The following is a 26,302-nucleotide window of genomic DNA, read 5'->3' on the forward strand; positions in this document are numbered from 1 at the left end:
GTTAATGCTTAGCCCTTGAGCTTTTCAGCAATCCAGATGGTATGCCGCGTGCCCTTGTTGCCATGGGCAAACACTTGCACTTCCTCGGCCTTGAAGCCGGCCTTGCGCAGTTTGTCGCTGAACTGCTTGTCGGCGCTGGCCGACCATACCGCCAGCACGCCCTTGGGCCGTAGCGCCTTGGCGCAGGCGCTTAGGCCACCGGCGGAATACAGCCAGCTGTTGGCTTTTTGCGTCAGGCCTTCGGGGCCGTTGTCGACGTCCAGCATGATCGCGTCAAACCCCTGGGGCTCGGCCTGCAGCACCTTGGCCACGTCTTCCAGACGGATCACGGTGCGCGGGTCCAGCAGCGGGCGGCCGGACTTTTCCCCCAGGGGCCCGCGATTCCACTCGACCACGCCGGGCACCAGCTCGGCAACCACCACTTCGGCAGTCTTGCCCAAATGCTTGAGCGCTGCCGCCAGGGTAAAACCCATGCCCAGGCCGCCAATCAACACCCTGGAGCCGGGCCGACCGGCGACTTTGCGGCACGGAATCTCCGCCAGCGCATCCTCGGAACCGTGCATGCGCGTGTTCATCAACTGGCCACCGTCACCGCCCTGAATCTTGATGACAAAATCCTCACCGTATTCGAACAGGCACAAGGCACCGCCGTTGTCGGGGATCGGGGTGGTGTCCAGCAGAACGAAACGTTTCATGGAAATCTCATTGGGAAGGGCATTCTTGCGCGGTTGGGAGTAGCCTTACGACTTTACGGTCAGGCCATGGAGCCATCGATGAAGTGCAGCATTCTAACGGTCATTGTGTGGAGCGCGCTCGCCCTTGGCGGTGTGGCCCAGGCTCAGGAGTCGCAAACCGTGCCGATTACCCCCGCGCCCACGGCGGGTTCACCGGGTACTGCAACGCCCACGCCTTACCCGCAAGTCACGCCACCGGCGACACCAAAGGCGGCCGGCAGCGGTGAGCCATTGTTGGCGCCGATCGTGCTGCCCGCGCCGCCGAAGGACCAGACGATCCCCGGCTTGCAGCAAAACGACATCAAGCCCAAGACCCCAGGCGGCTAAAACTGCTGGGACAGCAATTGCCCGTCTGCCATGCGCAGGCGCCTGGACAGGGCGATAGCAATCGCACGAATGATCTTGGCCGCGATTTTCGGTGCATCGTTGAGCATCTTTTCCAGGGAATCCTTGCCCAGGTTCAACAGCACGCAATCGCTGGCCGCCATACAGCTGGCGGAGCGGCGCTCGCCGTCCAGCACAGCCATCTCGCCAAAGGTCCGCCCGCTGCGCAAGGTGGCGATAGTCAGGCGCTGGCCTGCATGGTTGGTCTTCTGCACCGCCACCTGGCCTGAGTGAATGATGCACATGAAGGTGCCCGCGTCGCCCTCGAGGAAAATCACCTCATCGCGGGCGATGCTGCTGATGTTTAAATAGCCCGCCGCTACGTGGAAGTCTTCCGGCAGCAACGGGTCGAACAGGCCGCAATCCATCAGCATGTCGCGGATTTCGTTATTGAGTAAGGTCGGTTCTGGCATGAGGCTTACAGTCTTTGTCCATAAATCGTGCAGGGCGCGCCCGGCGGTCAAGTGTTCAGACCGGCCCGCCAGGCGGAGTTCCTTAAATCAGCCCCAGCGCCTTGAAAACAAATGCATATTCGAGTGCTACGTCACGTAATCCCTGGTAACGACCACTCATGCCGCCGTGGCCGGCGCCCAGCTCGGTCTTGAGCAGCAACAGGTTGTCGTCGGTCCTGGTGTCGCGCAGCTTGGCCACCCACTTCGCCGCTTCCCAGTACTGCACGCGGCTGTCGTTGTAGCCGGCGATCACCAGCGTGGCCGGATAGGCCTGGGCGCTGACGTTTTCGTACGGCGCGTAGGCCTTGATCCGCTCATACACCTCCGGCTCTTCAGGGTTACCCCATTCGTCGTATTCGGTGATGGTCAGCGGCAACTCGGGGTCGAGCATGGTGTTGAGCACATCGACGAACGGCACTTCGGCAATCGCCGCCTGGAACAGCTCCGGGCGTTGATTGAGCACCGCGCCGATCAACAGGCCACCGGCGCTGCCGCCGCTGATGGCCAGTTGCTTGGAGGTGGTCAGGCCCTGGGCGATCAAGTGTTCGGCGCACGCGATAAAGTCGCTGAAGGTGTTTTGCTTGTGCTCCTGCTTGCCGCCGCGATACCAGGCCTCACCCAGTTCGCCACCGCCGCGTACATGGGCAATGGCGAAGGCCACGCCACGGTCCAGCAGGCTCAGGCGGGCGTGGGAGAACCACGGGTCGAGGCTGTGGCCGTAGGCGCCGTAGCCGTACAGATACAGGGGCGTCGGCTTACCCAACTGATCGCGTCGGACGACAAGACTGATCGGCACCTGAGTGCCATCGGCCGACGTTGCCCACAGGCGTTGGCTGACGTAGTCGTCGGCGTTGAACACACCCAGCACCGGGGTTTCCTTGAGCACTTGTTGTGCGCCGCCGGCCAGTTCCAGCTGACGAACCTGGGCCGGGCGGTTCAGGGCCTCATAGCGCAGGCGGATCTTGTCGCTGGCAAATTCCAGGCTGTTTTGCACATAGAGGCTGTAGGCCGCGTCCGGTAACTCCACGCGATAAGCGGCTTGCCCCTGTGGGTGCACTTCGATGATCGGCAGGCCGCCGATCCGCAGGCTCAGGGTCATGGCCCGGGCATTGAGGCTTACGCCATCGAGCATTACCGCGTCGTCGTGGGGGATCAGGTTCAGCCAGTCGTCCTGGGTCGGCACACTGCCGGTGTCGGCCGCCTGGAACAGCGCAAAGTTGATGCCGTCACGGTTGCTGCGGATAAACCAGGTCCACTGGTCGTCCAGCTTGCCGTGGTCGACGTCATATTCATGGCCTTCGACCCGTGGCGCCATGCAGGTAAACGCCTGCTGCGGCTTTTCGGCGTCCAGGGCCCAGATCTCGCTGGTGGTCTTGCTGCCCAGGGCCAGCAGCAACTGACGCTCGGAGCTGGAGCGGTAGCAGTGCAGGAAGAAACGTCCGTCAGGCTCGTGGAACACTTCTTCGGCGGCAGTGCCGTCCAGGCGATAGCGATACAGCTTGTGCGGGCGATGGGTGTCGTCCAGTTCGGTGAAGAACAGGGTCAGGCTGTCGTTGGCCCAGGTCATGCTGCCATCGCAGTCTTCAAACTCCAGTTCGCTGACCTTGCCGGTGGCCAATTCCTTCACGTAGAGGGTGTAGATCTCTTCGCCGCTGGTATCCAGGCTGTAGGCCAGGCGCTGGTGGTCCGGGCTGATGCTGAAGGCGCCGAGGGAGAAAAAGCCGCCATTGGCCAGTACGTTCGGGTCCAGCAGCAGCTCTTCCGCGCTTTCGTCGACCTGTTGGCTGTCGTCCGCCGGGCGCGGGCAGCGGTAGTGGCGGGCGTATTCGTCGCCGGCGGTGGTGCGGGTGTAATACAGGTACGGGCCCCAGGGCGAGGGCAGGGACAGGTCGGTTTCGAGAATGCGGCCCTTGATCTCCTCGAACAGGGTCTCGCGCAGCGCCTGCTGGTCGGACAATTGTGCTTCTTGCCAGGCATTTTCCGCCTTGAGGTAATCGAGCACCTCGGCGCTGTCACGCGCTTGCAGCCAGGCATACGGGTCGGTGCCTGGGGCCTTGCGGGCGATCGGGGCGGCAGTGATGTGGGTCGATGGGGGCATGGATCACTCTCTGTCTGGCGGTTGGCCGACGGCATTGCAGCCTCGGCACTGAAAAGCCGTTATCATAGCGGCCTGTTTGCCTACCTTGCCATGGACACCATGACCGAGAACGACTATCTGATCGCTTGGGGCCTCTACGCCTTCGCAGCCCTGGGTTGCCTGTTGGTGTGGTTTGCCATGACCCGCTGGATGTGGCGCTGGCTGCGCGAGCCACTGCGGTTGCTGGTGGCGGTGCTGCTGTTCAGCCCGACCATCGTCGATCCGGTGAAGACCCAGTTCGCCCCGGCCGTGGCCATCACCGCCCTGGACCTGGTGCTCAAGGTCGGCAACAACGCCTGGCGGGCGATTTCCGATCTGTTCATGTATTGCATGATCGCGTTCGGCGTGTACCTGGTGTTCGTGCTGATCCGCTGGCCCATCGAGCGTGCCGCCAGGGTTCGTCGTGAGCAGAAGGCCGCCGCTGCGGCAGCCGCTGCTGCCGAGCCGGAGGATGACGACGAACCCTTCGCCGATGAGCGTTACGGTCGCCCGGCACCTGTCAGCGGTATGCGGGTCGAACCGCGCCTTTAACGTTGTACGCCCTGTATCGAGAAGCCTGGCATGTGTGAATTATTGGGCATGAGTGCCAACGTACCGACCGATATCGTCTTCAGCTTCACCGGGCTGATGCAGCGCGGCGGACGTACCGGGCCCCACCGCGACGGTTGGGGCATCGCCTTCTACGAGGGCCGTGGCCTGCGGTTGTTCCAGGACCCGGCGGCCAGCAGCGAATCGGAAGTCGCGCTGCTGGTGCAGCGTTATCCCATCAAGAGTGAAGTGGTGATTGGCCATATCCGCCAGGCCAATGTGGGCAAGGTGTGCCTGTCCAATACCCATCCGTTCGTCCGTGAACTGTGGGGCCGCAACTGGTGCTTTGCCCATAACGGTCAACTGGCGGACTTCAACCCCCGCGCCACGTTCTACCGCCCGGTGGGCGATACCGACAGCGAAGCGGCGTTCTGCGATTTGCTCAACCGAGTCCGTGAAGCGTTCCCGGAACCGGTGGACATCGAACAGGTGCTGCCGGACCTGATCGCCGCCTGCAGCGAATACCGCAGCAAGGGCGTGTTCAACTGCCTGCTCAGCGACGGTGACTGGCTGTTCTGCTATTGCTCGACCAAACTGGCACAGATCACCCGGCGTGCGCCATTTGGCCCTGCACGGTTGAAAGATGTCGACGTGATCGTCGATTTTCAGGCCGAAACCACCCCCAATGACGTGGTGACGGTAATTGCCACCGAACCCCTGACCGAAAACGAGACCTGGACCCGCTACGAACCGGGCCAGTGGAGCCTGTGGCGACGCGGCGAATGTGTCAGCCAAGGTAAAACGGAATAAGGACGTCGAATATGTTGCTCAGCTATTTGCGACTGGTGTTGTTTGCCGTGGGGCTGTTGGTCGGTGTGCAGGTGCCGGGGTTTATCAGCGACTACGCCAAGCGCGTCGAAGCCCACTTGATCGAAGCCCAGACCGGCTTGCGCGGCTTCGATGCCACGGCGCAACAGTTCTTCAACGGTGACTTGCAGGCGCTGGTGGCCCATTACCGTGCCAGTGACGACCCGGTGTTTCGCAGCGATGCCAACAGCCTGGGCACCTTGCTCGACCGCCAGGCAGCGCTGGATAAGCAGTTCCAGGCGATGCAGGGCCCGTGGTACATCCGCGCGCTGCAAGTGGCGGTGGCCGCCGACCCGGCGATTCGCCAGGAAACCTGGAACGGCTACAGCTACATGCTGTTGCTGACCCCGGAAGCCATGGGCTGGGGCCTGGGCGGGGCGATGTTGTTGTCGTTCGGCATCGAGTGCCTGTTCCGCCTGATCGACTGGGTGGTGTTGGGCGGCAAGCGCCTGCGCCAGAGCCGACCGATTGAAGAGCGGGACCTCAAGGGGCTTTAAAGGCTGACGCGGTCAAATTGTGGGAGCGGGCTTGCTCGCGAATGCGGTGCGTCAGTGACATAGGGGTTGGCTGGCACACCGCATTCGCGCGCAAGCCCGCTCCCACAGTTTTAAATCGGTTCCTTCAGTGGCATGGGTTTGCTCAACACCATCAAGTCCTCGCCCACCTTCTGCGCATACTGCTGCACCACGCTCTGGCACAGCGCCACAATCTCCTCCACCAACTCCACGCCCACTCGCCACGACACCACCACCTGCAGGTTCGGCGGCCGTTGTTCCATGGGCAGCATGGTCAACTCACCTCGTGCCAGCTCTTCACTGACCAATACGGGCGGGAACGCACCAATCCCGAACCCGTCCCGCAGCAGGCGGGTGATCGCTGACACCGAGTTCACACAGTTCATCCGTGGGGCGGATACGCCGTTAGCCTGCATCAGGCTGAGCACGTCCTGGTGCGGACAGGAGTTTTTCGAGTAGGTGATGATGCGCTCCTGGGCCAGTTCGGCGAGGGACGCGTAGTCGCGGTTGTAGATCGAGTGGCTGGCGACGATCCAGCCCATGGGGTGGCTGGCCAGTTCCAGGCTGCGCAAGGTTTCCTGGCGCAGCAGGTCGGTTTGCAGGATCAGGTCGAGAAAGCCTTTTTGCAACTGATCGCTGAGGTTCAGCGCGGTATCGGCGACCAACTCGATTTCTACCCGCGGAAAGTTGTCCGTCAGTTCTGCCACCAGCGCGCTCAGCCAGGTGTGGATCACCGTGTCCATCACTCCGATGCGGATACGCCCGACCTTGCTGCTGGTGGTTTCCAGGGACTGCTTGAGCCCTTGCATGGTCGCCATCATCTGCTCGGCATAATCGAGCACCTTCAAGCCTTCCGGCGTCAGGCTCACACCTCGGGAATCGCGCAGGAACAGCTTCACCCCCAACTCGCTTTCCAGCACGGCGATGCGGCTGGAGATCGAGGCCTGGGTGGTGAACAGCTTCTCTGCCGTGAGGCGAAAGCTCTTGAGCTTGGCCACCCAGACGAAGGTTTCGAGGAACTTCAAATTCATGGGATCAACTTTTCTTATGCATGGATTGTTTTTTATTAGTTGGACGCAGCGTGCCGCAACCGCCAAAAATCGAGCTGTCTCACGATAAGCGTCGTTGGGGCTCGGGACAACATCGTTGCGAGATCTTGGTAAAAGATCCCACACTACAAAAAAATAAAGCCTACAGGAGCCCTACCGTGAGCCGCCTGCTATTGAACTGCGACATCGGCGAAAGCTTTGGCAACTGGACCTTGGGTCTGGACGCCGAAGTCATGCCGTTCATTGATTGCGCCAACGTAGCCTGCGGTTTCCACGCCGGCGACCCGAGCATCATGCGCAAGACCGTCAGCCTGGCCTTCGAGCATGGCGTGCAGGTGGGCGCGCACCCGGCGTACCAGGACCTGCAGGGTTTCGGCCGCCGCTCCATGGCCTACACCCCGCAGGAAATCCAGGACCTGTTGCACTACCAGGTCGGTGCCCTCGACGGTATTTGCCGGGCCCAGGGCGGGCGGGTCAGCTACGTCAAACCCCATGGCGCGATGTACAACGACATGATGGCCAAGCCTGCGCAATTGCGAGCGGTGATCCAGGCCGTCGCGGCCTACGACGCCAGCCTGCCATTGATGCTGATGGCCACCCGTGACAACAGCGCCGCCCAGGCCCTGGGTGACGAATATGGCGTGACCCTGTGGTTCGAAGCCTTTGCCGACCGTGCCTACGACAGCGCCGGCCATCTGGTCTCCCGCCAGTTGCCGGGCGCGGTGCATCATGACCCGGAAAAGATCATCCAGCAGGCCTTGATCATCGCCCGGGGAGAACAGTTGGTCGCCAGTGATGGCAGTCCGTTGCACCTGCAAGCCAATACCTTGTGCGTGCATGGCGATAACACCAGCTCAGTGGCTGCCGTGCAGCGCATCCGCGAGGCGTTGACCCCAGCATGAAGCCACGGATTGAAGTGGTGGCCATCGACTGCCTGATGGTGCGCCTGTTTGAGGTGATCGCCGAAGACAACATGCCCTGGATGCTCGCCGCCACCCGCCGTTTGCGCGAAGGTTTTGGCCCGGCGCTGGTGGACCTGGTGCCGTCCTACACGACCCTGATGGTGCACTACGACCTGCTGGCGCTGGACCCTGGCCAGGCACGGGCGTTGATCGACCAGGCGCTCAAGGAATTGCAGCCCGAACCCAAGGGCAGCGGGCGATGCCATGTGTTGCCGGTCTGGTATGACCTGAGTGTCGGCCCGGAGTTGGCGTTGCTGGCGCAGCGCAGTGGCCTGGCAGTGGAGGAGGTGATTCGCCGTCACAGCCAGCATGAGTACCAGGTATTCGCCTTGGGCTTCGCCCCGGGGTTTGCTTTTATGGGGCTGGTGGATGAACAGCTCGCGACACCGCGGCTCAACACCCCGCGCAAGCGGGTGGCGGCGGGCAGCGTGGGCATCGCCGAGCGGCAGACGGCGGCTTATCCGGTGGTCTCGCCAGGCGGCTGGAACCTGATTGGCCGCACGCCGGCCAAGCTGTTTGACCGTGAACGCGAGGGCTACAGCCTGATGCAGCCGGGGGATACCGTGCGCTACGAAGCGGTCAGCCATCGCGAATTCATCAACCTGGGCGGCGATGACACGCCGTTGGAGGCGCAGGCATGAGCCGCTTGCTGATCGAGGCCAGCACGCCGCTGTGCCTGTTGCAGGACGCCGGACGTTTTGGCGTCAGGCATTTGGGCGTGACCCAGGGCGGCGCGCTGGATTGGGTGTCGATGTCGTGGGCCAATTGGTTGCTGGGCAATGCCCTGGATGCGCCGGTGGTGGAAATCACCTTGGGTGGCTTCACCGTGCAGGCCGAGGCCTATTGCCTGCTGGCGCTGGCCGGGGCGGACTTGGGCGCGTATGTCGACGAGCGCGCGATCAGCCCGGGGCGCAGCTTTATTCTGCAAAAGGGCCAGCGCTTGCGTTTTACCCAGCCTTTCAGCGGTGCGCGGGCTTACCTGGCAGCGCCGGGCGGGTTTGATGCGCCGCAGGTGCTGGGCAGTTGCGCCACGGTGGGCCGTGAAGAACTGGGCGGGCTGGATGGCTTTGGCCGGTCACTGGCCGAAGGTGCGCAATTGACCTATTCGGGCGTGGGCGGTGCGATGCAGGTGTTGTCCGCCGGGCAATTGCCGAAGCTGGATTCCAAGGCGCCACTGGAGGTGATCCTCGGGGCGCAGATCGGTCAGTTTGGCGGGCAGAGTCTGTTTGATGTGTTCAACAGCGAGTGGACCCTCGACAGCCGTGCCGACCGCATGGGCATGCGCTTGCTTGGCATGCCGCTGGAGTATCAGGGGCCGTCGCTGATCTCGGAAGGCATCCCGTTGGGGGCGATCCAGGTGCCGCCGGACGGGCAGCCGATTGTGTTGCTCAATGACCGGCAGACCATTGGCGGCTATCCGCGACTGGGGGCGTTGACGCCATTGGCGTTGGCGCGGCTGGCGCAGTGCTTGCCGGGGGAGAAGGTGAGGTTGGCGCCGGTGGTGCAGGAGACGGCGCATCGCCAGCAAGTGGAGTATTTGCAGTACCTTGCCAGAAACTAAAGACCGCCGCAGGACAAAATGTGGGAGCGGGCTTGCTCGCGAAGGCGGTGTATCAGCCAATATATTCGGTGACTGACACTGCGCTTTCGCGAGCAAGCCCGCTCCCACATTTGATCGTGGTTGTCTGGGAAACAACTTACTTCGACAAAAAGCGCATCCCTTCCTCAAGCCCACGCAACGTCAACGGAAACATCTGGTCTTCGATCAAATCCCGGACAATCCCGGTGGACGCCGTATAGCCCCAGGTATCCTTCGGGTACGGATTAATCCAGATCAGCTTCTTGTACTTCTCCATGAACCGCTGCATCCACACATACCCGGGCTCTTCATTCCAGTGCTCGACGCTGCCGCCGGCCTGGGTGATTTCATACGGCGCCATGGCCGCATCGCCGATAAAGATCACTTTGTAGTCGGCACCGTACTTGTGCAGCAAATCCTGGGTCGAGGTGCGTTCCGAGCCCCGGCGCATGTTGTTCTTCCACACCGATTCATAAATGAAATTGTGGAAGTAGAAATACTCCAGGTGCTTGAACTCGGTCTTGCACGCCGAGAACAACTCTTCGCAAGTCTTCACATGGGCATCCATCGAGCCGCCGATGTCGAACAGCAGCAACAGCTTGATGGTGTTGCGCCGCTCCGGGCGCATCTGGATATTCAGCAGCCCGGCATCGCGGGCCGTATGGTCGATGGTGCCGTCAATGTCGAGCTCTTCCGCCGCACCCTGGCGTGCGAACTTGCGCAGGCGGCGCAGGGCGATCTTGATGTTGCGCGTGCCCAGCTCCACCGAGTCATCGAGGTTCTTGTACTCGCGCTGGTCCCAGACCTTGACGGCCTTGCCCTGGCGCTTGCCGGCATCCCCCACGCGTATGCCTTCGGGGTTGAAGCCGCCGGAGCCGAAGGGGCTGGTACCGCCGGTGCCGATCCACTTGTTGCCGCCGGCGTGGCGTTCTTTCTGTTCTTCCAGACGTTTCTTGAATTCTTCGATCAGCTTGTCCAGCCCGCCGAGGGACTGGATCTGTGCGCGCTCTTCGTCGGTCAGCGAGCGTTCGAATTCCTTGCGCAGCCAGTCTTCGGGGATCAGCGCCTGCAGGTGATCGTCGAGTTTTTCCAGGCCATTGAAGTAGGCGCCGAAGGCCCGGTCGAACTTGTCGAAATGCCGTTCGTCCTTCACCAGGATCGCCCGGGCCAGGTAGTAGAACTCGTCCATGTCGGCGAAGGTCACGCGCTGTTTCAGCGCGTTGATCAGGTCCAGCAGCTCACGCACCGACACCGGCACCTTGGCTGCACGCATTTCATTGAACAGGTTGAGCAGCATGGCAATCGCCCTTATCGGTTACCGCGACGGCTCATGAACGCCAGGCGTTCCAGCAACTGCACGTCCTGCTCGTTCTTCACCAGGGCACCGGCCAGGGGCGGGATGGCCTTGGTGGGGTCGCGCTCGCGCAGCACCGCTTCGCCGATGTTGTCGGCCATCAGCAGTTTCAGCCAGTCCACCAGTTCGGAGGTGGACGGTTTTTTCTTCAGGCCCGGTACTTTGCGCACGTCAAAGAATACGTCGAGGGCTTCGCTGACCAGGTCTTTCTTGATGTCCGGGTAGTGCACGTCGACGATCTTTTGCAGGGTGGTGCGGTCCGGGAAGGCGATGTAGTGGAAGAAGCAGCGGCGCAGGAACGCGTCCGGCAGCTCTTTTTCGTTGTTGGAGGTAATGATGATGATCGGGCGCTTCTTGGCCTTGATGGTCTCGTCGATTTCGTAGACGTAGAACTCCATCTTGTCGAGTTCTTGCAGCAGGTCGTTGGGGAACTCGATGTCGGCCTTGTCGATTTCGTCGATCAGCAGGATGACCCGCTCCTCGGACTCGAAGGCTTCCCAGAGCTTGCCCTTTTTCAGGTAGTTGCGTACGTCGTGCACCTTGTCCACGCCCAGTTGCGAGTCTCGCAGGCGGCTCACCGCGTCGTACTCGTACAGGCCCTGGTGCGCCTTAGTGGTGGACTTGATGTGCCAGGTGATCAGCTTGGCGCCAAAGGATTCGGCCAGTTGCTCGGCGAGCATGGTCTTGCCGGTGCCCGGTTCGCCCTTGACCAGCAGTGGCCGCTCCAAGGTGATGGCGGCGTTGACGGCCAGTTTCAGGTCATCGGTGGCAACGTAGGCCTGGGTGCCTTCGAACTTCATCTATCAATCCTCGAACGTGACGCCGAACGGTGCAGGACCGAAGCGGGCGAGTAATCAGCTTGGCCCGACTATACCGCGCAGCCCCGGCGACTGTGAACGCAGACGGGCTATTCAGTCTCTGAATGGGCAGTCACGTTGAAGATCAATCTGTCGAGGGCTTGGGTTGTTCATAGCGGGCGTTGAAGGCCTGGACAAAACCATTGCGCAAAATCTGCAAAAACGCCTGGAACGCGCTGATATCTTGCTGGTGCACGTTGCCGCTGAGCTCCACGCGGGTGGCGAACTGGTTTTTCTGCTGGTTCTTCAGCACGGTTTCGCTGACGCCAACCACCGCCTCCCAGATCGACCGGAAGATGCCCTTGTCCTTGTTCTCGACATCCTGCTGCCAGTTGAACACTTCGACATTGCGCAGCAAAGGCTTGATGTAGCCGGTCAACTGGCCTTTTTCGGCCTGGGCTTCCACCACCAGGTCGCCGGTGCCGGCATTGAAGTCGAACTTGCCGTAGGCCGAGGCGAAGTCATTCATGCGCTTGAGTTCGATATCCCGGGCCCGGAAGCGGAATTCGAAGTTTTCGAAATTGCTCAAGGGGTCGAACGTGGCGGTGGCTTCCAGCGGTGCCTGGCCCAGGAACAGCGCCTTGCCGTCGAAGCGCGCGTCGCGCTGGCCTTTGACATCCACCACGTTGGTCAGGTTGTAGAAGCTGGCGTTGACCTGGGTCGCGTACATATTGACCGGCGGTTTCGAACTGAAGTTATGGAACGCGATCTTGCCGTCGTTGATGCGCACCTCATTGAGGGTGATCGGCAACAGTTTGCTCAGTTGGGCCCGCCAGTCGGTGCCCTGACCGGTCTGGGACGCCTGTTTGTTGGTGCCGCCGTCGACGAAGTTCAGCTCCGGCTTGATGAACTGTGCCTCGGCCACCACCGCGTGGTCGTACCACAGCGAATGCCAGCTGACCGACAGGTCGATCACCGGCGCCTTGACGAACGGTACCGGCACCTTGCCGTCGACCTTGACGATCTGCAGGCCGTTGATCCGATAGGCGCCGCGCCACAGTGCGAGGTCGACATCGGTGACCTGGCCGCGGTAATCGCCCATGTCGGCGAGTTTGTCATTCAGGTAATTGCGCACCAGATAGGGCAGGGCGATATCCAGGACGACCAGCAGTACCACGACCCCGACGAGGGTCCAGAGCGGCCAACTGTAGCGACGTTTCATAGGAAAATTCTCCATCCGTGTAGGCGATTGACTGCTGGCGCCGCCGGACGTTCGCTTGACTGGACGCCTTGCAACACGAGGCATACCCTTGGGGCCTTCCTGAAATTGCCTTAAGGACCCGTCATGAGCCGCATTTTTGCAGACAACGCGCACTCCATCGGTAACACGCCCCTGGTTCAGATCAACCGTATCGCGCCGCGTGGCGTGACTATCCTGGCCAAGATCGAAGGGCGTAACCCGGGGTATTCGGTGAAGTGCCGGATTGGCGCAAACATGATCTGGGATGCCGAAGGCAGCGGCAAACTCAAGCCGGGCATGACCATTGTCGAGCCGACTTCCGGCAACACCGGGATCGGCCTGGCATTTGTTGCCGCCGCCCGTGGTTACAAGCTGTTGCTGACCATGCCCGCCTCCATGAGCATCGAGCGCCGCAAGGTGCTCAAGGCCCTCGGTGCCGAACTGGTGTTGACCGAGCCGGCCAAGGGCATGAAGGGCGCGATTGAAAAAGCCGGCGAAATCCTTGCCAGCGACCCGGCCAGGTACTTTATGCCGGCCCAGTTCGAAAACCCGGCCAACCCGGCGATCCACGAGAAAACCACCGGTCCGGAAATCTGGAATGACACTGATGGCGCGGTCGACGTGCTGGTAGCGGGCGTGGGCACTGGCGGCACCATCACCGGGGTGTCGCGCTATATCAAGAACATCCAGGGCAAGCCGATCCTGTCGGTGGCGGTGGAGCCGATCAGTTCGCCGGTGATTACCCAGGCGCTGGCCGGTGAAGAGATCAAGCCCAGCCCCCACAAGATCCAGGGTATCGGCGCCGGTTTTGTGCCGAAGAACCTCGACCTGTCGATGGTCGACCGGGTCGAACTGGTCAGCGACGAAGAATCCAAGGCCATGGCGTTGCGCCTGATGCAGGAGGAGGGGATTCTGTGTGGTATCTCCTGCGGCGCGGCGATGGCCGTGGCGGTGCGACTGGCGCAGAAGCCGGAAATGCAGGGCAAGACCATCGTCGTGGTGCTGCCGGACTCCGGTGAACGCTACCTGTCGAGCATGCTGTTCGCCGATTTGTTCACCGATCAGGAAAACCAGGCTTGATTCAAATCAGCGCGATGGCGTGGCCCTTATGCATAATTGGCCCGTTATCGCGCACCGCTAGATGCTGATTGTTGGAGTGCGCGGGTTTTTCCCGAGGCCCGGAGTGTTTATCATGGCCGGCTGCTACGTCTGGTTTCCCCTTAACGGGAGGCTAATGGCCAGACGCCTATTTCCAGGAGTTGCTGCATGACCTTTTCTTTGGCCGCCAAACTGTCGGTGTTGCTGCTGTTTATCGGCAGCACGCTGTATGTGCATTTGCGTGGCAAGGCCCGTTTGCCGATGTTGCGTCAGTTCGTCAACCATTCAGCGCTGTTCGCCCCGTACAACGCCTTGATGTACATCTTCTCCGCCGTGCCGTCCAAGCCGTACCTGGACCGCAGCAAGTTCCCGGAGCTGGACGTGCTCAAGGACAACTGGGAAGTGATTCGCGAAGAGGCCATGCACCTGTTCGACGAGGGCTACATCCGCGCCGCGGAGAAGAACAACGACGCCGGTTTCGGCTCGTTCTTCAAGAAGGGCTGGAAGCGTTTCTACCTCAAGTGGTACGACAAACCGTTGCCGTCGGCTGAACTGCTGTGCCCGAAAACCGTGGCCCTGGTCAGCAGTATTCCCAACGTCAAGGGCGCGATGTTCGCCCTGTTGCCAGGTGGCAGCCACCTCAACCCGCACCGTGACCCGTTTGCCGGTTCCCTGCGTTATCACCTGGGGCTGTCCACGCCGAACTCCGACGACTGCCGTATTTTCGTCGACGGCCAGGTGTACGCCTGGCGCGACGGTGAAGATGTAATGTTCGACGAGACCTACGTGCACTGGGTGAAGAACGAAACCGAGCACACCCGGGTGATCCTGTTCTGCGACATCGAACGCCCGCTGAGCAACCGCCTGATGACCCGCATCAACCGTTGGGTCAGCGCGCAACTGGGGCGCGCCACCGCACCGCAGAACCTGGATGACGAACGCGTTGGCGGGATCAACCAGGCGTATGCCTGGAGCAAGCGCTTCAGCGACAGCTTCAGTGGCGTGGTCAAGCAGTGGAAGCGCAAGCATCCGAAGGCTTATCGCATCCTGCGGCCAGTGCTGGCGGTGGTGGTGCTGACGGCGCTGGGGTATTGGTTGTTTGGTTAAGGCTTTTGCTGGCACGAAAAAACCGCTCCGATGAGCGGTTTTTTTATGCGCTGGATTTGTGCGGGCGAAGTTATTGCAAAGCATGTCCCCAGCTGGTTATAGTCGGCCGCAGGTGTTTCAAGACACCTTGTTCATCCCTTCATAAAAGATCAGCACATGCCAGCTTCCCTGCGCATAGCGGTAGTCGATTCAGCGGTCAACGCTGCGGTCGTGCCGTGCGGGAGCCAGCAGCCTGCGCAGATCAGTCACTACCCCCCACCTGTCAGTAGCACGCCGGTGTACGCAGTCGTATCACCGCCGGGTGTTGGCATTTCGGGCTGATCAGCTGATGGCTGTTCCCCTGTGCCCGCCTGAAAAAACCTACTGAATTTCAGCTGTTGCTGAGTTGGCTTTTTGCCTGATCACAGGTGGTATCCATGTCTGTTCTTTCGAAACAATCCGTGGCCGCGGCGGCCTCGACGAGCCTGTTTGTCTTGCTGTGGAGCAGCGGGGCGATTTTCTCCAAATGGGGCCTGGCCCACGCTTCACCCTTTGCGTTTCTGCTGATCCGTTTCGCCATCGCCCTGGCGGGGTTGGTGATACTGGTACCGATCCTCAAGCTGAAGTTGCCGCGTCCCGGCAAGCCGATGCTTTACGCGGCGGCTACCGGGCTGGTGCTGTTGGGGGCCTACCAGATTTTCTATCTGCTGGCCCTGGACCTCAAAGTCACGCCCGGCATGATGGCAACCATCATGGGCGTGCAGCCGATCCTGACCGTGGTGTTGATGGAGCGCCGGCGCTCCTGGAGCCGGATGTTCGGCCTCGCGCTGGGATTGGCGGGGTTGATCATGGTGGTGTACCAGGGCATCGGGATGTCCGGCATGTCCCTGGCAGGCATGCTTTTTGGCCTGTTGGCCCTGGCCAGCATGACCTTTGGTTCGATCATGCAGAAGCGCATCACCGATAACCCGTTGGGCACGCTGCCTGTGCAATACCTGGCAGGCTTGCTGTTGTGCTCGGTGTTTGTGCCGTTCCAGCCGTTCCACTTTGAACACAACACCGGCTTTTTCGTGCCGGTGCTGTGGATGGGGCTGGTGGTGTCGTTGCTGGCGACGCTGTTGCTGTACCGGCTGATTGCCCGGGGCAACCTGGTGAATGTCACCAGCTTGTTCTACCTGGTGCCCGCGGTGACGGCGGTGATGGACTACCTGATCTTCGGCAACAAGCTGGCAATGTTGAGCTTGCTGGGGATGGGCTTGATCATCGTCGGATTGGCTTTTGTGTTCCGTAAGGGCTGATAAACCCAATGCTGTAGGAGCCAAAAAGCTCCTACAGCTTGCTGGCCAATTTCCCCGGCCGAAGCACCAGCCACAACGCCCCCGCAATCAACAACCCGCCATACAGATGCGCCATGGACAACGGCTCATCCAGCAGCAACGCGCCCCACAACACCCCGAATGGCGGAATCATGAAGGTCACGGTCATCGACTTCACCGGGCCGATGGACGTCAGCAAGCGGAAGTACAGGATGTAGGCAAACGCCGTGCATACCAGCCCCAACCCCAGCAGCGACAACCAAACAGGCCAGCCACCCCAGCTGACCGGTGGATGGCTGATGGCACTCCAGGCAAACAGTGGAAACAGGAACAGCGTGGCCCCGAGCATGCTGCCCAGGGCCGCCAGGCGACTGTCCAGCCCGCCCTGTTGATCGAGCCAGCGGCGTGCCAAAAAGCCGGCAAAGCCATAGCAGGTGGTCGCCAACAGGCATGCCAGCGCACCCATCAACAATTCCATGTCGAAGGCCACCGGCCCGGCGCGGGTCAGGATGCCAACGCCGAACAGGCCCAGGCATACCCCGGCGATTTTCGATGGCGTGAGGCGCTCACTGAAGAACAACCCGCCAATCAGCACGCCCATCAGTGGCGTCGTGGCATTGAAGATCGCCGAGTAACCGGCCGGCAGCACTTGGGCCGCCACTGAATACATGGTCGCGGGAATGCCCGAGTTGATCACCCCGAGCAACAGGACTGTCTTGAACTTGCCCTGGAAATCCCAACTCACCCGCATCATGGCGAGGATCACCAGCAGGCCGGTGGCAGCAATCGACACCCGGAAAAACGCGGTAGGAAGGGTGCCGATTTCCGGCGCGATAATTCGCATGAACAAAAAACTCGCGCCCCAGATAGCGGCCAGCACCAACAGGTGCAGGGTGTCGACAGGTCTCACGGAGGAACTCCAGTTTGATAAGGGCGGAAGTGTTGCCCACCGACCTGTCTGACACAATCGCTAATACATGTTTTACAGCACGAAACGCGTCACCAAGCCATTGAGGTCCACCGCCAGCCGCGACAGTTCCTGGCTGGCCGCCGAGGTCTGGGTGGCACCGGCGGCGGTTTGCGTCGACAGGTCCCGGATGTTCACCAGGCTGCGGTCCACCTCACGAGCCACCAACGCTTGCTGCTCGGCGGCGCTGGCGATCACCAGGTTGCGCTGGCTGATCTGCGAGATCGCCGCCGTGATTTTCTCCAGTGCACTGCCGGCGCTGTTGGCCCGCTGCAAGGTCTGGCCGGCGTGTTCGGCGCTGCTGTTCAGGGCGCCGACGGTGTCCTGGGTACCTTGCTGGATACCGTTGATCATCTGCTCGATTTCTTCGGTGGAGTCCTGGGTGCGTTGTGCCAGGGAGCGCACTTCGTCAGCCACCACGGCAAAACCACGACCGGCCTCGCCCGCGCGGGCCGCCTCAATCGCCGCGTTGAGTGCCAGCAGGTTGGTCTGCCCGGCAATCCCGCGAATCACTTCAAGCACCTTGCTGATGTCCTGGGCCTGCGCCGCCAGGCCCTCGGCCTTGGTCGAGGCACCGAGGACTTCGTCCACCAGGTTCTGGATCGAGCTGATGGTTTCGCTGATCTGGTAGTGACCGTGCTTGCTGTCTTCGTCGGAGGCCTTGGAGGCTTCGGCGCTGGAAACCGCATTGCCCGCCACTTCATCGACTGCTGCGCTCATCTGCGTCACGGCGGTGGCAGCCTGTTCGATCTCGTCGTTCTGCGCTTGCAGGCCGCGGGTGCTCTGCTCCATTACCGAACTCATCTCTTCCGCCGCCGAGGCCAACTGCTGCGACGATTCGCTGATGCCACGGATGGTTTCCTGCAGGTTGGCCTGCATGGTGGCCAGCGCGGTGAGCAGTTGCGCCGGCTCATCCTTGCCCTCCACGACGATCGGCCGGCTCAGATCGCCGGAGGCGATGGTGCGGGCCACTGTCAGTGCCTGACCAATGGGCGCGGTGATGCTGCGGGTCAGCAGCCAGGCCAGCAGCAAAGTTGCCATCAGGGCGGTGACGATGATGGTGCCGACCACCCATTGGGCGCTGGTGTACATCTGCGCCGCCGATGTTGCGGCGTCTTCCACACCTTTTTGGTTGAAGGTGATCATGTCTTCCAGGCTTTTGTTGAGGACCATGCCTTGGGGAGCGAGGCGGCTGTTGAGCAGGTCCATGGCGTTTTGCTGCTGGTCCTGGTCGACCAGTTGAATCATCTGGCCGACGATCGTCATATAGCTCGCAACGTTGGCTTTCAACTGTTTGAGCAGGTCGCGTTCCTGCTCGTTGCTCAGCAGGGTTTCGTGACGGTTCAGCAGTTCTTCAAGGTCGCCACGCTGGCGGGTGATCAGGTTTTTGCTGTTGTCACGCACCCGGGACTCATCGGTGGTGAGCAAGCGCAACGCTTCCAGACGGATGCTGGCGACGTAGGCGGCGCTGTCGTGAATGTTTTCAATACTCGGCATCCACGCCTCTTCGATGATCAGTGCGCTTTCCCGCAGCTTGGCCATCTGGCCTAAACCAAACAGGCCGACCACGATCAACAGGCTGGCCAAAACCCCAAAACTCAGACTGGCGCGCAGGCCGATCCCCATATTCCTCAATGACATCTCAATGCTCCTTTGGCGGTTAGAACCTGTTCCCGGATCGGTCTTCTGACCTTGTTAGGTGGGAGAGGGCGCGCTATATAGCAAAGTGCCACTATCTAGGGTAGTCAGGGTTTCCCTTACGTTGGATCCAATGGTCGAGAAGCCACCAGTACCGGAGCAGTAGAGCAAAGACTCTTATTTACCCCGGCTCGCACAGGCAGGCCACGTCACACAAGGCCTGTAGATGAAACGTTTAATGCCGGGAGGGTGACGCGCGGGTTTTTTGTTGACCAGTTAGTCGAATTAAATAAAGAGTAAATAAATGTACGAAATGAACAATCTTGTACAAGTCTGAATGAAAAATGATCCTTCTCCTGTTCCCGCACACTGGCTAAGCTCAGCTCACTCCAAATGCCCGCAGAGGTTTCCCGAATGCCGCAGCCAACGCCCGCCCTCGACATTGCGCAGATGATCCTCGACGGCTTCGACGACTACCGCGAGCACTTCCGCCAGATCACCGACGGCGCCCGGGAGCGCTTTGAAAAGGCGCAGTGGCAGCAAGGGCAGGCGGCATCGGCTGCGCGCATCAATCTTTACGAAGAGAAGGTCAGCGAAGTCACGGCGCGGCTGCGGGCGGCTTTCGATGAAGCCGTGTTGCTCGACATTGCCGCCTGGCCGCTGGTGAAAAGTGCCTACATCAGCCTGATCGACCTGCGGTTTGACGATGAGCTGTCCGAGACCTGGTACAACTCGACGTTTTGCGGCCTGTTCAGCCATGACCTGATCAGCGATGGCTGCATGTTCATCCACACCACCCGGCCCAGCCTGCGCCGCGCCCGGGCGGCGCAAACCCGCACCTACAAGCCGGGCGGCAAGCTGGCGGGCATGCTGGAGCAGATTTTCGCCGACTACAGCTTCAGCGAACCCTACGCCGACTTGCCCGCCGACCTGCGCCGCCTGGAGGCGCAATTGCGCGAAAACCTGCCGGACTGGGTGTGCAAGGACCCGGACCTCAACGTCGAACTGTTTTCCTCGGTGCTGTACCGCAACAAAGGCGCGTACCTCGTCGGACGCATCTACACCCGCGACGAACAGTGGCCGCTGGTGATCCCGCTGCTGCACCGCGAAGGGCGCGGCATCCAGATCGACGCGCTGATCACCGACGAGGCCGATGTGTCGATCATCTTCTCGTTCACCCGCTCCTATTTCATGGTGGACGTGCCGGTGCCGGCGGAGTTTATCGGCTTCCTCAAGCGCATCCTGCCGGGCAAGCACATCGCCGAGTTGTACACCTCCATCGGCTTCTACAAACACGGCAAATCCGAATTCTACCGGGCGCTGATCAACCACCTTGCCACCACCGATGACCAGTTCATCATGGCGCCGGGCGTGCGCGGCATGGTCATGAGCGTGTTTACCCTGCCGGGCTTCAATACCGTGTTCAAGATCATCAAGGACCGGTTTTCACCGTCGAAAAACGTCAACCGCGCCACCGTGATCGAGAAGTACCGGTTGGTGAAAAGTGTCGACCGGGTAGGGCGCATGGCCGACACCCAGGAGTTCGCCGACTTCCGTTTTCCGTTGAGCAAATTCGAGCCTGAATGCCTGGCCGAACTGCTGGAAGTCGCCGCCGGTACCGTCGAAGTCGAAGGCGATACGGTACTGATCCGCCACTGCTGGACCGAGCGGCGCATGACCCCGCTGAACCTCTACCTGGAAAACGCCAACGAAGCCCAGGTGCGCGAAGCCCTGGAAGACTACGGCCTGGCGATCAAGCAACTGGCGGCGGCGAATATTTTCCCGGGCGACATGCTGCTGAAGAATTTTGGCGTCACCCGCCACGGTCGCGTGGTGTTCTACGACTATGACGAAATCTGTTTCCTGACCGAGGCCAACTTCCGCCACATCCCGGCGCCGCGTACCCCGGAAGATGAAATGGCCTCCGAGCCCTGGTATTCCATCGGTCCGCTGGACGTGTTCCCCGAGGAGTTCCCGCCATTCCTGTTTGCTGATTCCGGCCAGCGCCGCCTGTTCGACGAACTGCACGGCGAGTTGTACAACGCCGACTACTGGAAAGGCCTGCAAGAGGCGATTCGCGCCGGCAAGGTAATCGATGTGTTTCCTTACCGGCGCAAGGGCCTGGACAATGAATGAGGGGAGCGCGCGGCGGCGCTTTTCTGCGACAATCCGCCCCCTGCCTACATAGACGACCTTTGCGTACCTGATGACTGACCAAGCGCCCGCTATCGACCAACTGCTGAAAAACCTCGATCACGCCATGCTCGCCGACCGCCACCGCTTGCGGCGGCAGCTGCTTGAGCTGCGCAAGAAACCCGATGAGGAAAAACTTGCGCAGTGGGTGACGCGGATGCAGGCCTCCTGCGCCCAGGTGACGGCGCGGCGCGCCAGCCTGCCGGTGATTCGCTACGACGACAGCCTGCCGATCGCCGCCAAGCGTGACGAGATCAAGGAAGCGTTGCTCAAGCATCAGGTGCTGATCATTGCCGGTGAGACCGGTTCGGGTAAAACCACCCAGTTGCCGAAAATCTGCCTGGAAATCGGCCGCGGCCAATACGGCCTGATCGGCCACACCCAGCCGCGGCGGATTGCGGCGCGCAGCGTGGCGAGCCGGGTCGCGGAAGAGTTGGCGACGCCGCTGGGTTCCCTGGTGGGTTATCAGGTGCGGTTTGAAGACCAGAGTGATTCCAACACCCTGATCAAGCTGATGACCGACGGTATCCTGCTGGCCGAAACCCAGAACGACCGCTACCTCGAACGCTACGACACGATCATCGTCGACGAAGCCCACGAACGCAGCCTGAACATCGACTTCCTGCTGGGTTATCTGAAAACCCTGCTGCCGCGTCGCCCGGATCTCAAGGTCATCATCACCTCGGCCACCATCGACCTGGAGCGCTTTTCCAAGCACTTCGACGATGCGCCGATTGTCGAGGTGTCGGGCCGCACCTTCCCGGTGGAAACCTGGTATCGCCCGCTGACCCTGGAGCAGGACGAGGAGGGCAACCGCGTCGAGGACGACCTGACCGTCGACCAGGCGATTCTCGCCACTCTCGATGAGATCGCCGCCTTCGAGCGCAGCGAGCGCAAGAGCCCCGGCGATGTGCTGGTGTTCCTGCCCGGCGAGCGCGAGATTCGCGACGCCGCCGACATGCTGCGCAAGGCCCAGCTCAAGCACACTGAAATCCTGCCGCTGTATGCGCGCCTGTCGCCGGCGGAGCAGCAGCGGATCTTCCAGTCGCACCCGGGCCGGCGTGTGGTGCTGGCGACCAACGTCGCGGAAACCTCGCTGACCGTGCCAGGCATTCGTTATGTGATCGACAGCGGCACCGCGCGCATCAGCCGCTACAGCTACCGGGCCAAGGTGCAGCGACTGCCGATCGAAGCGATTTCCCAGGCCAGTGCCAACCAGCGTAAAGGCCGGTGCGGGCGGGTCGAACCCGGTATCTGCGTGCGCTTGTACAGCGAAGAGGATTTTATCGGGCGCCCGGAATTTACCGACCCCGAGATTCTTCGCACAAACCTCGCGGCCGTAATCCTGCAGATGCTGCACCTGCGCCTGGGCGAGATCACCGATTTCCCGTTTATCGAGCCGCCGGACGGCAAGGCCATCAGCGACGGTTTCAACCTGCTGCAAGAGTTGTCCGCCGTTGACCGCAACAGCCAGCTGACACCGATGGGCCGCCAGTTGGCGCGTCTGCCGGTGGACCCACGCATGGGCCGCATGTTGCTGGAGGCGGCCAAGCTTGGCAGCTTGCAGGAAGTGCTGATCGTCGCCAGCGCCATGTCGATCCAGGACCCGCGCGAGCGTCCGCCGGAGCGCCAGCAAGCCGCCGACCAGGCTCACGCACAATGGAAGGACGCGGATTCGGACTTCGCCGGGTTGGTGAACCTGTGGCGTGGTTTTGAAGAGCAGCGCCAGGAATTGACCGCCAGCCCGCTGCGCAATTGGTGCCGCAAGAATTTCCTGAACTACCTGCGCCTGCGGGAGTGGCGTGACTCCCACCGCCAGTTGAGCCTGATCTGTCGCGACATGCAGTTGACCGTCAACAAAGAACCGGCGGACTTCCCCAAACTGCACAAGGCGGTGCTGTCCGGCCTGCTCAGCCAGATTGGCCAGAAGACCGAAGAGGGCGATTACCTCGGCGCGCGTCAGCGGCGTTTCTGGATTCACCCGTCGTCGGGTATTGGCAAGAAGCGTCCGCAATGGCTGATGACCGCCGAGCTGGTGGAAACCACCAAGCTGTACGCGCGGATGGTGGCCAAGATCGACGCCGACTGGATCGAGCCGTTGGCCGGGCACCTGATCAAGAAAAACCACTTCGAACCCCATTGGGAAAAGAAGCGCGGCCAAGTGGTGGCGTTTGAGCAGATCACCCTGTTCGGGTTGATCATCGTCGGGCGCCGGCCGGTGCATTACGGGCCGATTGATCCGGTGACGTCTCGCGAGCTGTTTATCCGCGAAGGCCTGGTGCGCGGCGAGATCCAGTCCCGGGCCCGCTGCCTGACGGCCAACCAGCAATTGCTGGAGCAGCTTGACGAACTGGAAGCCAAGGCCCGCCGGCGCGACATCCTGGCGGACGAGGAAACGCTGTACGCCTTCTACGATGCGCGCCTGCCGGCGGAGATTCACCAGACTGCGACCTTCGACAGTTGGTACAAGGTCAACAGCCAGAAAGACCCGCAACTGTTGATCATGCGCGAAGAAGACGTACTGGCCCGCGAGGCCAGTGAAGTCACCGCCGCCCATTACCCCGACACCTTGCACCTGGGCGACCTGGCCCTGGCCTTGAGTTATCACTTCGAACCCAACCATCCACGGGACGGTGTGACCCTGCGCGTGCCGGCGCCGCTGTTGCCGGCCTTGCCACCCGAGCGCCTGGAATGGCTGGTGCCGGGTGTGATCGAGGCCAAGTGCATTGCCCTGGTGCGCAACTTGCCCAAGGCCCTGCGCAAGAACTTCGTGCCGGTGCCGGATTTCGTCAAGGCGGCGTTGCAACGTATCGAGTTCGGCCAAGGCTCGTTGCCTCAGGCCTTGGGGCGTGAGCTGCTGCGCATGACCGGGGCACGGGTCAGCGATGAAGCCTGGGCCGAGGCTGCGCAGCAGGTGGAGAGCCACCTGAAGATGAACCTGGAAGTAGTCGACGGCCAGGGCAAGTTCCTCGGTGAAGGCCGCGACCTGGCCGAGTTGACCGCGCGTTTCGCCGAGGCCAGCCAAGCAGCGTTGGCGGTGCCGCAGACTGCGAAGAGCCAGCAGCCGGTGGAGGCCAAGGTGTTCGCGGCGGTGGCCGAGAAAACCCAGCAAAACATCGCCGGGCTTTCGATGACGGTGTATCCGGCCTTGGTCGAAGAAAACGGCACGGTCAAGGAAGGGCGTTTCTCTACCGCTGCCGAGGCTGAGTTCCAGCACCGTCGAGCCTTGCAGCGCCTGCTGCTGCAACAACTGGCCGAGCCGGCAAAGTTCCTGCGGGGCAAATTGCCGGGCCTGACCGAGTTGGGGTTGATGTACCGCGAGCTGGGGCGTATCGAAGCCCTGGTGGAAGACATTCTGTTGGCCAGCCTCGACAGTTGCGTGCTGGAAGGCGAAGCCAGCCTGCCGCGGGACGGCGCCGGCCTGGCCGCCCTGGCCGAGCGCAAGCGTGGCAGTTGGACCGAGCACGCCGAGCGCCAGGCGCGCCTGACCCTCGAAATTTTGAAATTGTGGCATGGCCTGCAAAAACGCTTCAAGGGCAAGATTGACCTGGCCCAGGCGGTGGCGCTGAATGATATCAAGCAGCAACTGAGCAATCTGGTGTACCCCGGTTTCGTACGGGAAACCCCGGCGCAATGGTTCAAGGAACTGCCGCGCTTCCTCAAGGCCATCGAGCTGCGCCTGGAGAAATTGCCAAGCCAGGTGCAGAAGGACCGGGTCTGGAGTACCGAGTTGGGCGGCTTGTGGAGCCAGTATCAGAACCGCCTGAACAAACACGCCCAGGAAGGTAAGCGCGACCCTCAGCTGGAGCTGTATCGCTGGTGGCTGGAGGAATACCGGGTATCGCTGTTTGCCCAGCAGTTGGGCACCAAGGTACCGATTTCCGACAAGCGCCTGAGCAAGCAATGGAGCCTGGTCGAAGCGTGACCGACGTGCGGCAAGCAACGGTGGCGAGCGAGCTTGCTCGCGCTGGGCTGCGAAGCAGCCCCATAAGGTCTCTCTGAAACACCCGGGTCACTTTATTGGGGCCGCTTCGCGATCCAGCGCGAGCAAGCTCGCTCGCCACAGGGAAGGTGTTTGCGCGGGATAGGCGCCAAGTGTCCGATGTTGTGGCAAACTTCGCGGTTATAAATGCCGGGATCGTCGAGTTGGGCTGGTGCAGCCGTGGCGCGATGGAATAAAGCGTTTCCAGTTTGAAGGCCGCTGGGCGGCATAAAACTACTTACGGTTTGGTACGACGGTACCAATACCCTTCTGCCTGAACAGATTTAGAGGAACGACCGTGCATAACGTCGTCATCAGCGGCACAGGCCTGTACACCCCGGCCAACAGCATCTCCAACGAAGAGCTGGTGCAGTCTTTCAATGCTTACGTGCAACAGTTCAACCTGGATAACGCCGCCGCCATTGAACGCGGTGACGTGGAGGCCCTGACCGAATCCAGCGCCGCCTTTATCGAGAAGGCCTCGGGCATCAAGAGCCGCTTTGTCATGGACAAGGCCGGCATTCTCGACCCGCAACGCATGGCGCCACGCCTGCCCGAGCGCTCCAACGACGAATGGTCGATCCTCTGCCAGATGGCCGTCAGTGCTGCCGAGCAAGCCTTGCAGCGCGCCGGCAAGACCGCCGCCGATATCGACGGTGTGATCGTCGCCTGTTCCAACCTGCAGCGGGCGTACCCGGCGATTGCCATCGAAGTCCAGGAAGCGCTGGGTATCCAGGGTTTTGGCTTTGACATGAACGTGGCGTGTTCCTCGGCGACCTTCGGTATCCAGAACGCCGCCAACAGCATCCAGCTGGGCCAGGCGCGGGCGATCCTGATGGTCAACCCGGAGATCTGCACCGGCCACCTGAATTTCCGCGACCGCGACAGCCATTTCATCTTTGGCGATGCGGCTACCGCCGTGATCCTGGAGCGGGCCGACCTGGCCACTTCCGAGCATCAGTTCGACGTGGTGAGCACCAAGTTGCTGACCAAGTTCTCCAACAACATCCGCAATAACTTCGGCTTCCTCAACCGCGCGGCGGAAGAGGGGATTGGTGCCCCGGACAAGCTGTTCGTGCAGGAAGGCCGCAAGGTCTTCCGTGATGTCTGCCCGATGGTCGCCGAGTTGATCGGCAAGCACCTGTCGGAAAACCAGCTGAATGTTGGCGATGTGAAGCGTTTCTGGCTGCACCAGGCCAACCTCAGCATGAATCACCTGATCGTGAAGAAACTGCTGGGCCGCGAGGCTTCTGTGGAAGAGGCGCCGGTGATCCTCGATACTTACGCCAACACCAGTTCGGCGGGTTCGGTGATTGCGTTCCACACCTACCAGGACGACTTGCCCAAGGGCGCTGTGGCTGTGCTTAGCTCGTTTGGCGCAGGGTATTCGATTGGTAGCGTGATCCTGCGCAAACGCTGATCAT

The 26,302-nt window shown here is 61.4% G+C and carries 22 protein-coding genes; 13 read left to right on the forward strand and 9 right to left on the reverse strand.

Annotated elements, in window-relative coordinates; genetic code table 11:
- Window positions 1–8: 8 nt before the first annotated feature.
- Window positions 9–695, reverse strand: a complete 687-nt coding sequence (locus HX817_RS12975; protein WP_003210678.1) for a spermidine synthase — start codon at window positions 693–695, stop codon at window positions 9–11.
- A gap of 78 nt (window positions 696–773) precedes the next feature.
- On the opposite strand from HX817_RS12975, the gene HX817_RS12980 reads away from it, so the two are divergent.
- Window positions 774–1,061, forward strand: coding sequence for a hypothetical protein (locus HX817_RS12980; protein ID WP_003210679.1), 288 nt, complete (start codon window positions 774–776; stop codon window positions 1,059–1,061).
- On the opposite strand, the gene HX817_RS12985 is transcribed toward HX817_RS12980, so the two are convergent.
- Together HX817_RS12985 and HX817_RS12990 are read right to left on the reverse strand one after the other, a co-directional pair.
- Complete coding sequence (locus HX817_RS12985) at window positions 1,058–1,531, reverse strand: cyclic nucleotide-binding domain-containing protein (protein ID WP_177040337.1); 474 nt, start codon at window positions 1,529–1,531, stop codon at window positions 1,058–1,060. The two genes, HX817_RS12980 and HX817_RS12985, sit on opposite strands and share 4 nt — an antisense overlap.
- Window positions 1,532–1,613: 82 nt before the next feature.
- Window positions 1,614–3,668, reverse strand: coding sequence for a S9 family peptidase (locus HX817_RS12990; RefSeq protein WP_177040338.1), 2,055 nt, complete (start codon window positions 3,666–3,668; stop codon window positions 1,614–1,616).
- A gap of 21 nt (window positions 3,669–3,689) precedes the next feature.
- On the opposite strand from HX817_RS12990, the gene HX817_RS12995 reads away from it, so the two are divergent.
- From HX817_RS12995 to HX817_RS13005, 3 genes are read left to right on the forward strand one after another with little or no spacing between them, the layout of a single operon-like run.
- Window positions 3,690–4,238, forward strand: coding sequence for a hypothetical protein (locus HX817_RS12995; protein ID WP_003210682.1), 549 nt, complete (start codon window positions 3,690–3,692; stop codon window positions 4,236–4,238).
- 30 nt (window positions 4,239–4,268) lie between these two features.
- Window positions 4,269–5,045: a class II glutamine amidotransferase gene (locus HX817_RS13000; RefSeq protein WP_003210683.1), complete on the forward strand. Its 777-nt coding sequence runs from the start codon at window positions 4,269–4,271 to the stop codon at window positions 5,043–5,045.
- Between the two features lie 11 nt (window positions 5,046–5,056).
- Window positions 5,057–5,599 carry a DUF2937 family protein gene (locus HX817_RS13005; RefSeq protein ID WP_177040339.1) on the forward strand — a complete coding sequence of 181 codons (543 nt, stop codon included), beginning with the start codon at window positions 5,057–5,059 and terminating at the stop codon, window positions 5,597–5,599.
- A gap of 110 nt (window positions 5,600–5,709) precedes the next feature.
- Here the strand turns inward: HX817_RS13005 and HX817_RS13010 are convergent, their stop codons facing one another.
- The gene (locus tag HX817_RS13010; protein WP_008437943.1) at window positions 5,710–6,648 is read right to left on the reverse strand and encodes a LysR family transcriptional regulator; all 939 of its coding nucleotides are present in this window, start codon (window positions 6,646–6,648) and stop codon (window positions 5,710–5,712) included.
- Window positions 6,649–6,824: 176 nt separating this feature from the next.
- Between HX817_RS13010 and HX817_RS13015 the strand changes: the two genes are divergently transcribed.
- The 3 genes from HX817_RS13015 to HX817_RS13025 are packed head-to-tail and all read left to right on the forward strand — an operon-like array spanning window position 6,825 to window position 9,189.
- Window positions 6,825–7,568 (forward strand): 5-oxoprolinase subunit PxpA, encoded by a 744-nt coding sequence (locus tag HX817_RS13015; RefSeq protein WP_102368327.1) that lies wholly within the window; start codon window positions 6,825–6,827, stop codon window positions 7,566–7,568.
- Window positions 7,565–8,269 carry a 5-oxoprolinase subunit PxpB gene (pxpB, locus tag HX817_RS13020; protein WP_177040340.1) on the forward strand — a complete coding sequence of 235 codons (705 nt, stop codon included), beginning with the start codon at window positions 7,565–7,567 and terminating at the stop codon, window positions 8,267–8,269. The genes HX817_RS13015 and pxpB overlap by 4 nt, the downstream gene beginning before the upstream one ends.
- Window positions 8,266–9,189 (forward strand): biotin-dependent carboxyltransferase family protein, encoded by a 924-nt coding sequence (locus HX817_RS13025; protein WP_177008940.1) that lies wholly within the window; start codon window positions 8,266–8,268, stop codon window positions 9,187–9,189. Before pxpB ends, HX817_RS13025 begins: the two co-directional genes overlap by 4 nt.
- A gap of 136 nt (window positions 9,190–9,325) precedes the next feature.
- Here the strand turns inward: HX817_RS13025 and HX817_RS13030 are convergent, their stop codons facing one another.
- From HX817_RS13030 to HX817_RS13040, 3 genes are all read right to left on the reverse strand, one after another.
- The gene (locus tag HX817_RS13030) at window positions 9,326–10,504 is read right to left on the reverse strand and encodes a VWA domain-containing protein (protein ID WP_003210689.1); all 1,179 of its coding nucleotides are present in this window, start codon (window positions 10,502–10,504) and stop codon (window positions 9,326–9,328) included.
- 11 nt (window positions 10,505–10,515) lie between these two features.
- A complete protein-coding gene (locus HX817_RS13035; protein ID WP_003210690.1) occupies window positions 10,516–11,361 on the reverse strand; it encodes a MoxR family ATPase in 846 nt (281 codons plus the stop codon).
- 142 nt (window positions 11,362–11,503) lie between these two features.
- Window positions 11,504–12,580: a DUF748 domain-containing protein gene (locus HX817_RS13040; protein WP_134325912.1), complete on the reverse strand. Its 1,077-nt coding sequence runs from the start codon at window positions 12,578–12,580 to the stop codon at window positions 11,504–11,506.
- A gap of 123 nt (window positions 12,581–12,703) precedes the next feature.
- On the opposite strand from HX817_RS13040, the gene cysK reads away from it, so the two are divergent.
- From cysK to HX817_RS13055, 3 genes are all read left to right on the forward strand, one after another.
- Window positions 12,704–13,678 (forward strand): cysteine synthase A, encoded by a 975-nt coding sequence (gene cysK / locus HX817_RS13045; protein ID WP_008437962.1) that lies wholly within the window; start codon window positions 12,704–12,706, stop codon window positions 13,676–13,678.
- Between the two features lie 186 nt (window positions 13,679–13,864).
- Window positions 13,865–14,803: an aspartyl/asparaginyl beta-hydroxylase domain-containing protein gene (locus HX817_RS13050; protein WP_003210693.1), complete on the forward strand. Its 939-nt coding sequence runs from the start codon at window positions 13,865–13,867 to the stop codon at window positions 14,801–14,803.
- Window positions 14,804–15,219: 416 nt separating this feature from the next.
- The gene (locus HX817_RS13055) at window positions 15,220–16,080 is read left to right on the forward strand and encodes a DMT family transporter (RefSeq protein WP_023659095.1); all 861 of its coding nucleotides are present in this window, start codon (window positions 15,220–15,222) and stop codon (window positions 16,078–16,080) included.
- A gap of 31 nt (window positions 16,081–16,111) precedes the next feature.
- Here the strand turns inward: HX817_RS13055 and HX817_RS13060 are convergent, their stop codons facing one another.
- Complete coding sequence (locus tag HX817_RS13060) at window positions 16,112–17,008, reverse strand: DMT family transporter (RefSeq protein ID WP_177040341.1); 897 nt, start codon at window positions 17,006–17,008, stop codon at window positions 16,112–16,114.
- Window positions 17,009–17,080: 72 nt separating this feature from the next.
- Window positions 17,081–18,706 carry a methyl-accepting chemotaxis protein gene (locus HX817_RS13065; RefSeq protein WP_177040342.1) on the reverse strand — a complete coding sequence of 542 codons (1,626 nt, stop codon included), beginning with the start codon at window positions 18,704–18,706 and terminating at the stop codon, window positions 17,081–17,083.
- Between the two features lie 411 nt (window positions 18,707–19,117).
- Here HX817_RS13065 and aceK point away from each other — a divergent pair, with 411 nt between their 5' ends.
- The 3 genes from aceK (at window position 19,118) to HX817_RS13080 (ending at window position 26,298) form a co-directional block, all read left to right on the forward strand.
- Window positions 19,118–20,839, forward strand: coding sequence for a bifunctional isocitrate dehydrogenase kinase/phosphatase (gene aceK, locus HX817_RS13070; protein WP_177035901.1), 1,722 nt, complete (start codon window positions 19,118–19,120; stop codon window positions 20,837–20,839).
- Between the two features lie 70 nt (window positions 20,840–20,909).
- The gene (gene hrpA / locus HX817_RS13075) at window positions 20,910–24,821 is read left to right on the forward strand and encodes an ATP-dependent RNA helicase HrpA (RefSeq protein WP_008437986.1); all 3,912 of its coding nucleotides are present in this window, start codon (window positions 20,910–20,912) and stop codon (window positions 24,819–24,821) included.
- Between the two features lie 355 nt (window positions 24,822–25,176).
- Window positions 25,177–26,298: a beta-ketoacyl-ACP synthase III gene (locus tag HX817_RS13080; protein WP_003210699.1), complete on the forward strand. Its 1,122-nt coding sequence runs from the start codon at window positions 25,177–25,179 to the stop codon at window positions 26,296–26,298.
- Window positions 26,299–26,302 lie beyond the last annotated feature (4 nt).

Origin of the sequence: Pseudomonas sp. C6002 (genome assembly GCF_013385805.1) — a bacterium.
GTDB lineage: Bacteria > Pseudomonadota > Gammaproteobacteria > Pseudomonadales > Pseudomonadaceae > Aquipseudomonas.

Coding starts and splice junctions, on each gene's coding strand:
- HX817_RS13050 (WP_003210693.1), top strand. CDS start 13,865: ATGACCTTTTCTTTGGCCGCCAAACTGTCGGTGTTGCTGCTGTTTATC.
- HX817_RS13000 (WP_003210683.1), top strand. CDS start 4,269: ATGTGTGAATTATTGGGCATGAGTGCCAACGTACCGACCGATATCGTC.
- HX817_RS12975 (WP_003210678.1), bottom strand. CDS start 695: ATGAAACGTTTCGTTCTGCTGGACACCACCCCGATCCCCGACAACGGC.
- HX817_RS13040 (WP_134325912.1), bottom strand. CDS start 12,580: ATGAAACGTCGCTACAGTTGGCCGCTCTGGACCCTCGTCGGGGTCGTG.
- HX817_RS12985 (WP_177040337.1), bottom strand. CDS start 1,531: ATGCCAGAACCGACCTTACTCAATAACGAAATCCGCGACATGCTGATG.
- HX817_RS12990 (WP_177040338.1), bottom strand. CDS start 3,668: ATGCCCCCATCGACCCACATCACTGCCGCCCCGATCGCCCGCAAGGCC.
- HX817_RS13065 (WP_177040342.1), bottom strand. CDS start 18,706: ATGTCATTGAGGAATATGGGGATCGGCCTGCGCGCCAGTCTGAGTTTT.
- pxpB (WP_177040340.1), top strand. CDS start 7,565: ATGAAGCCACGGATTGAAGTGGTGGCCATCGACTGCCTGATGGTGCGC.
- aceK (WP_177035901.1), top strand. CDS start 19,118: ATGCCGCAGCCAACGCCCGCCCTCGACATTGCGCAGATGATCCTCGAC.
- HX817_RS13010 (WP_008437943.1), bottom strand. CDS start 6,648: ATGAATTTGAAGTTCCTCGAAACCTTCGTCTGGGTGGCCAAGCTCAAG.
- cysK (WP_008437962.1), top strand. CDS start 12,704: ATGAGCCGCATTTTTGCAGACAACGCGCACTCCATCGGTAACACGCCC.
- HX817_RS12980 (WP_003210679.1), top strand. CDS start 774: ATGAAGTGCAGCATTCTAACGGTCATTGTGTGGAGCGCGCTCGCCCTT.
- HX817_RS13035 (WP_003210690.1), bottom strand. CDS start 11,361: ATGAAGTTCGAAGGCACCCAGGCCTACGTTGCCACCGATGACCTGAAA.
- HX817_RS13005 (WP_177040339.1), top strand. CDS start 5,057: ATGTTGCTCAGCTATTTGCGACTGGTGTTGTTTGCCGTGGGGCTGTTG.
- HX817_RS13030 (WP_003210689.1), bottom strand. CDS start 10,504: ATGCTGCTCAACCTGTTCAATGAAATGCGTGCAGCCAAGGTGCCGGTG.
- HX817_RS13025 (WP_177008940.1), top strand. CDS start 8,266: ATGAGCCGCTTGCTGATCGAGGCCAGCACGCCGCTGTGCCTGTTGCAG.
- hrpA (WP_008437986.1), top strand. CDS start 20,910: ATGACTGACCAAGCGCCCGCTATCGACCAACTGCTGAAAAACCTCGAT.
- HX817_RS13055 (WP_023659095.1), top strand. CDS start 15,220: ATGTCTGTTCTTTCGAAACAATCCGTGGCCGCGGCGGCCTCGACGAGC.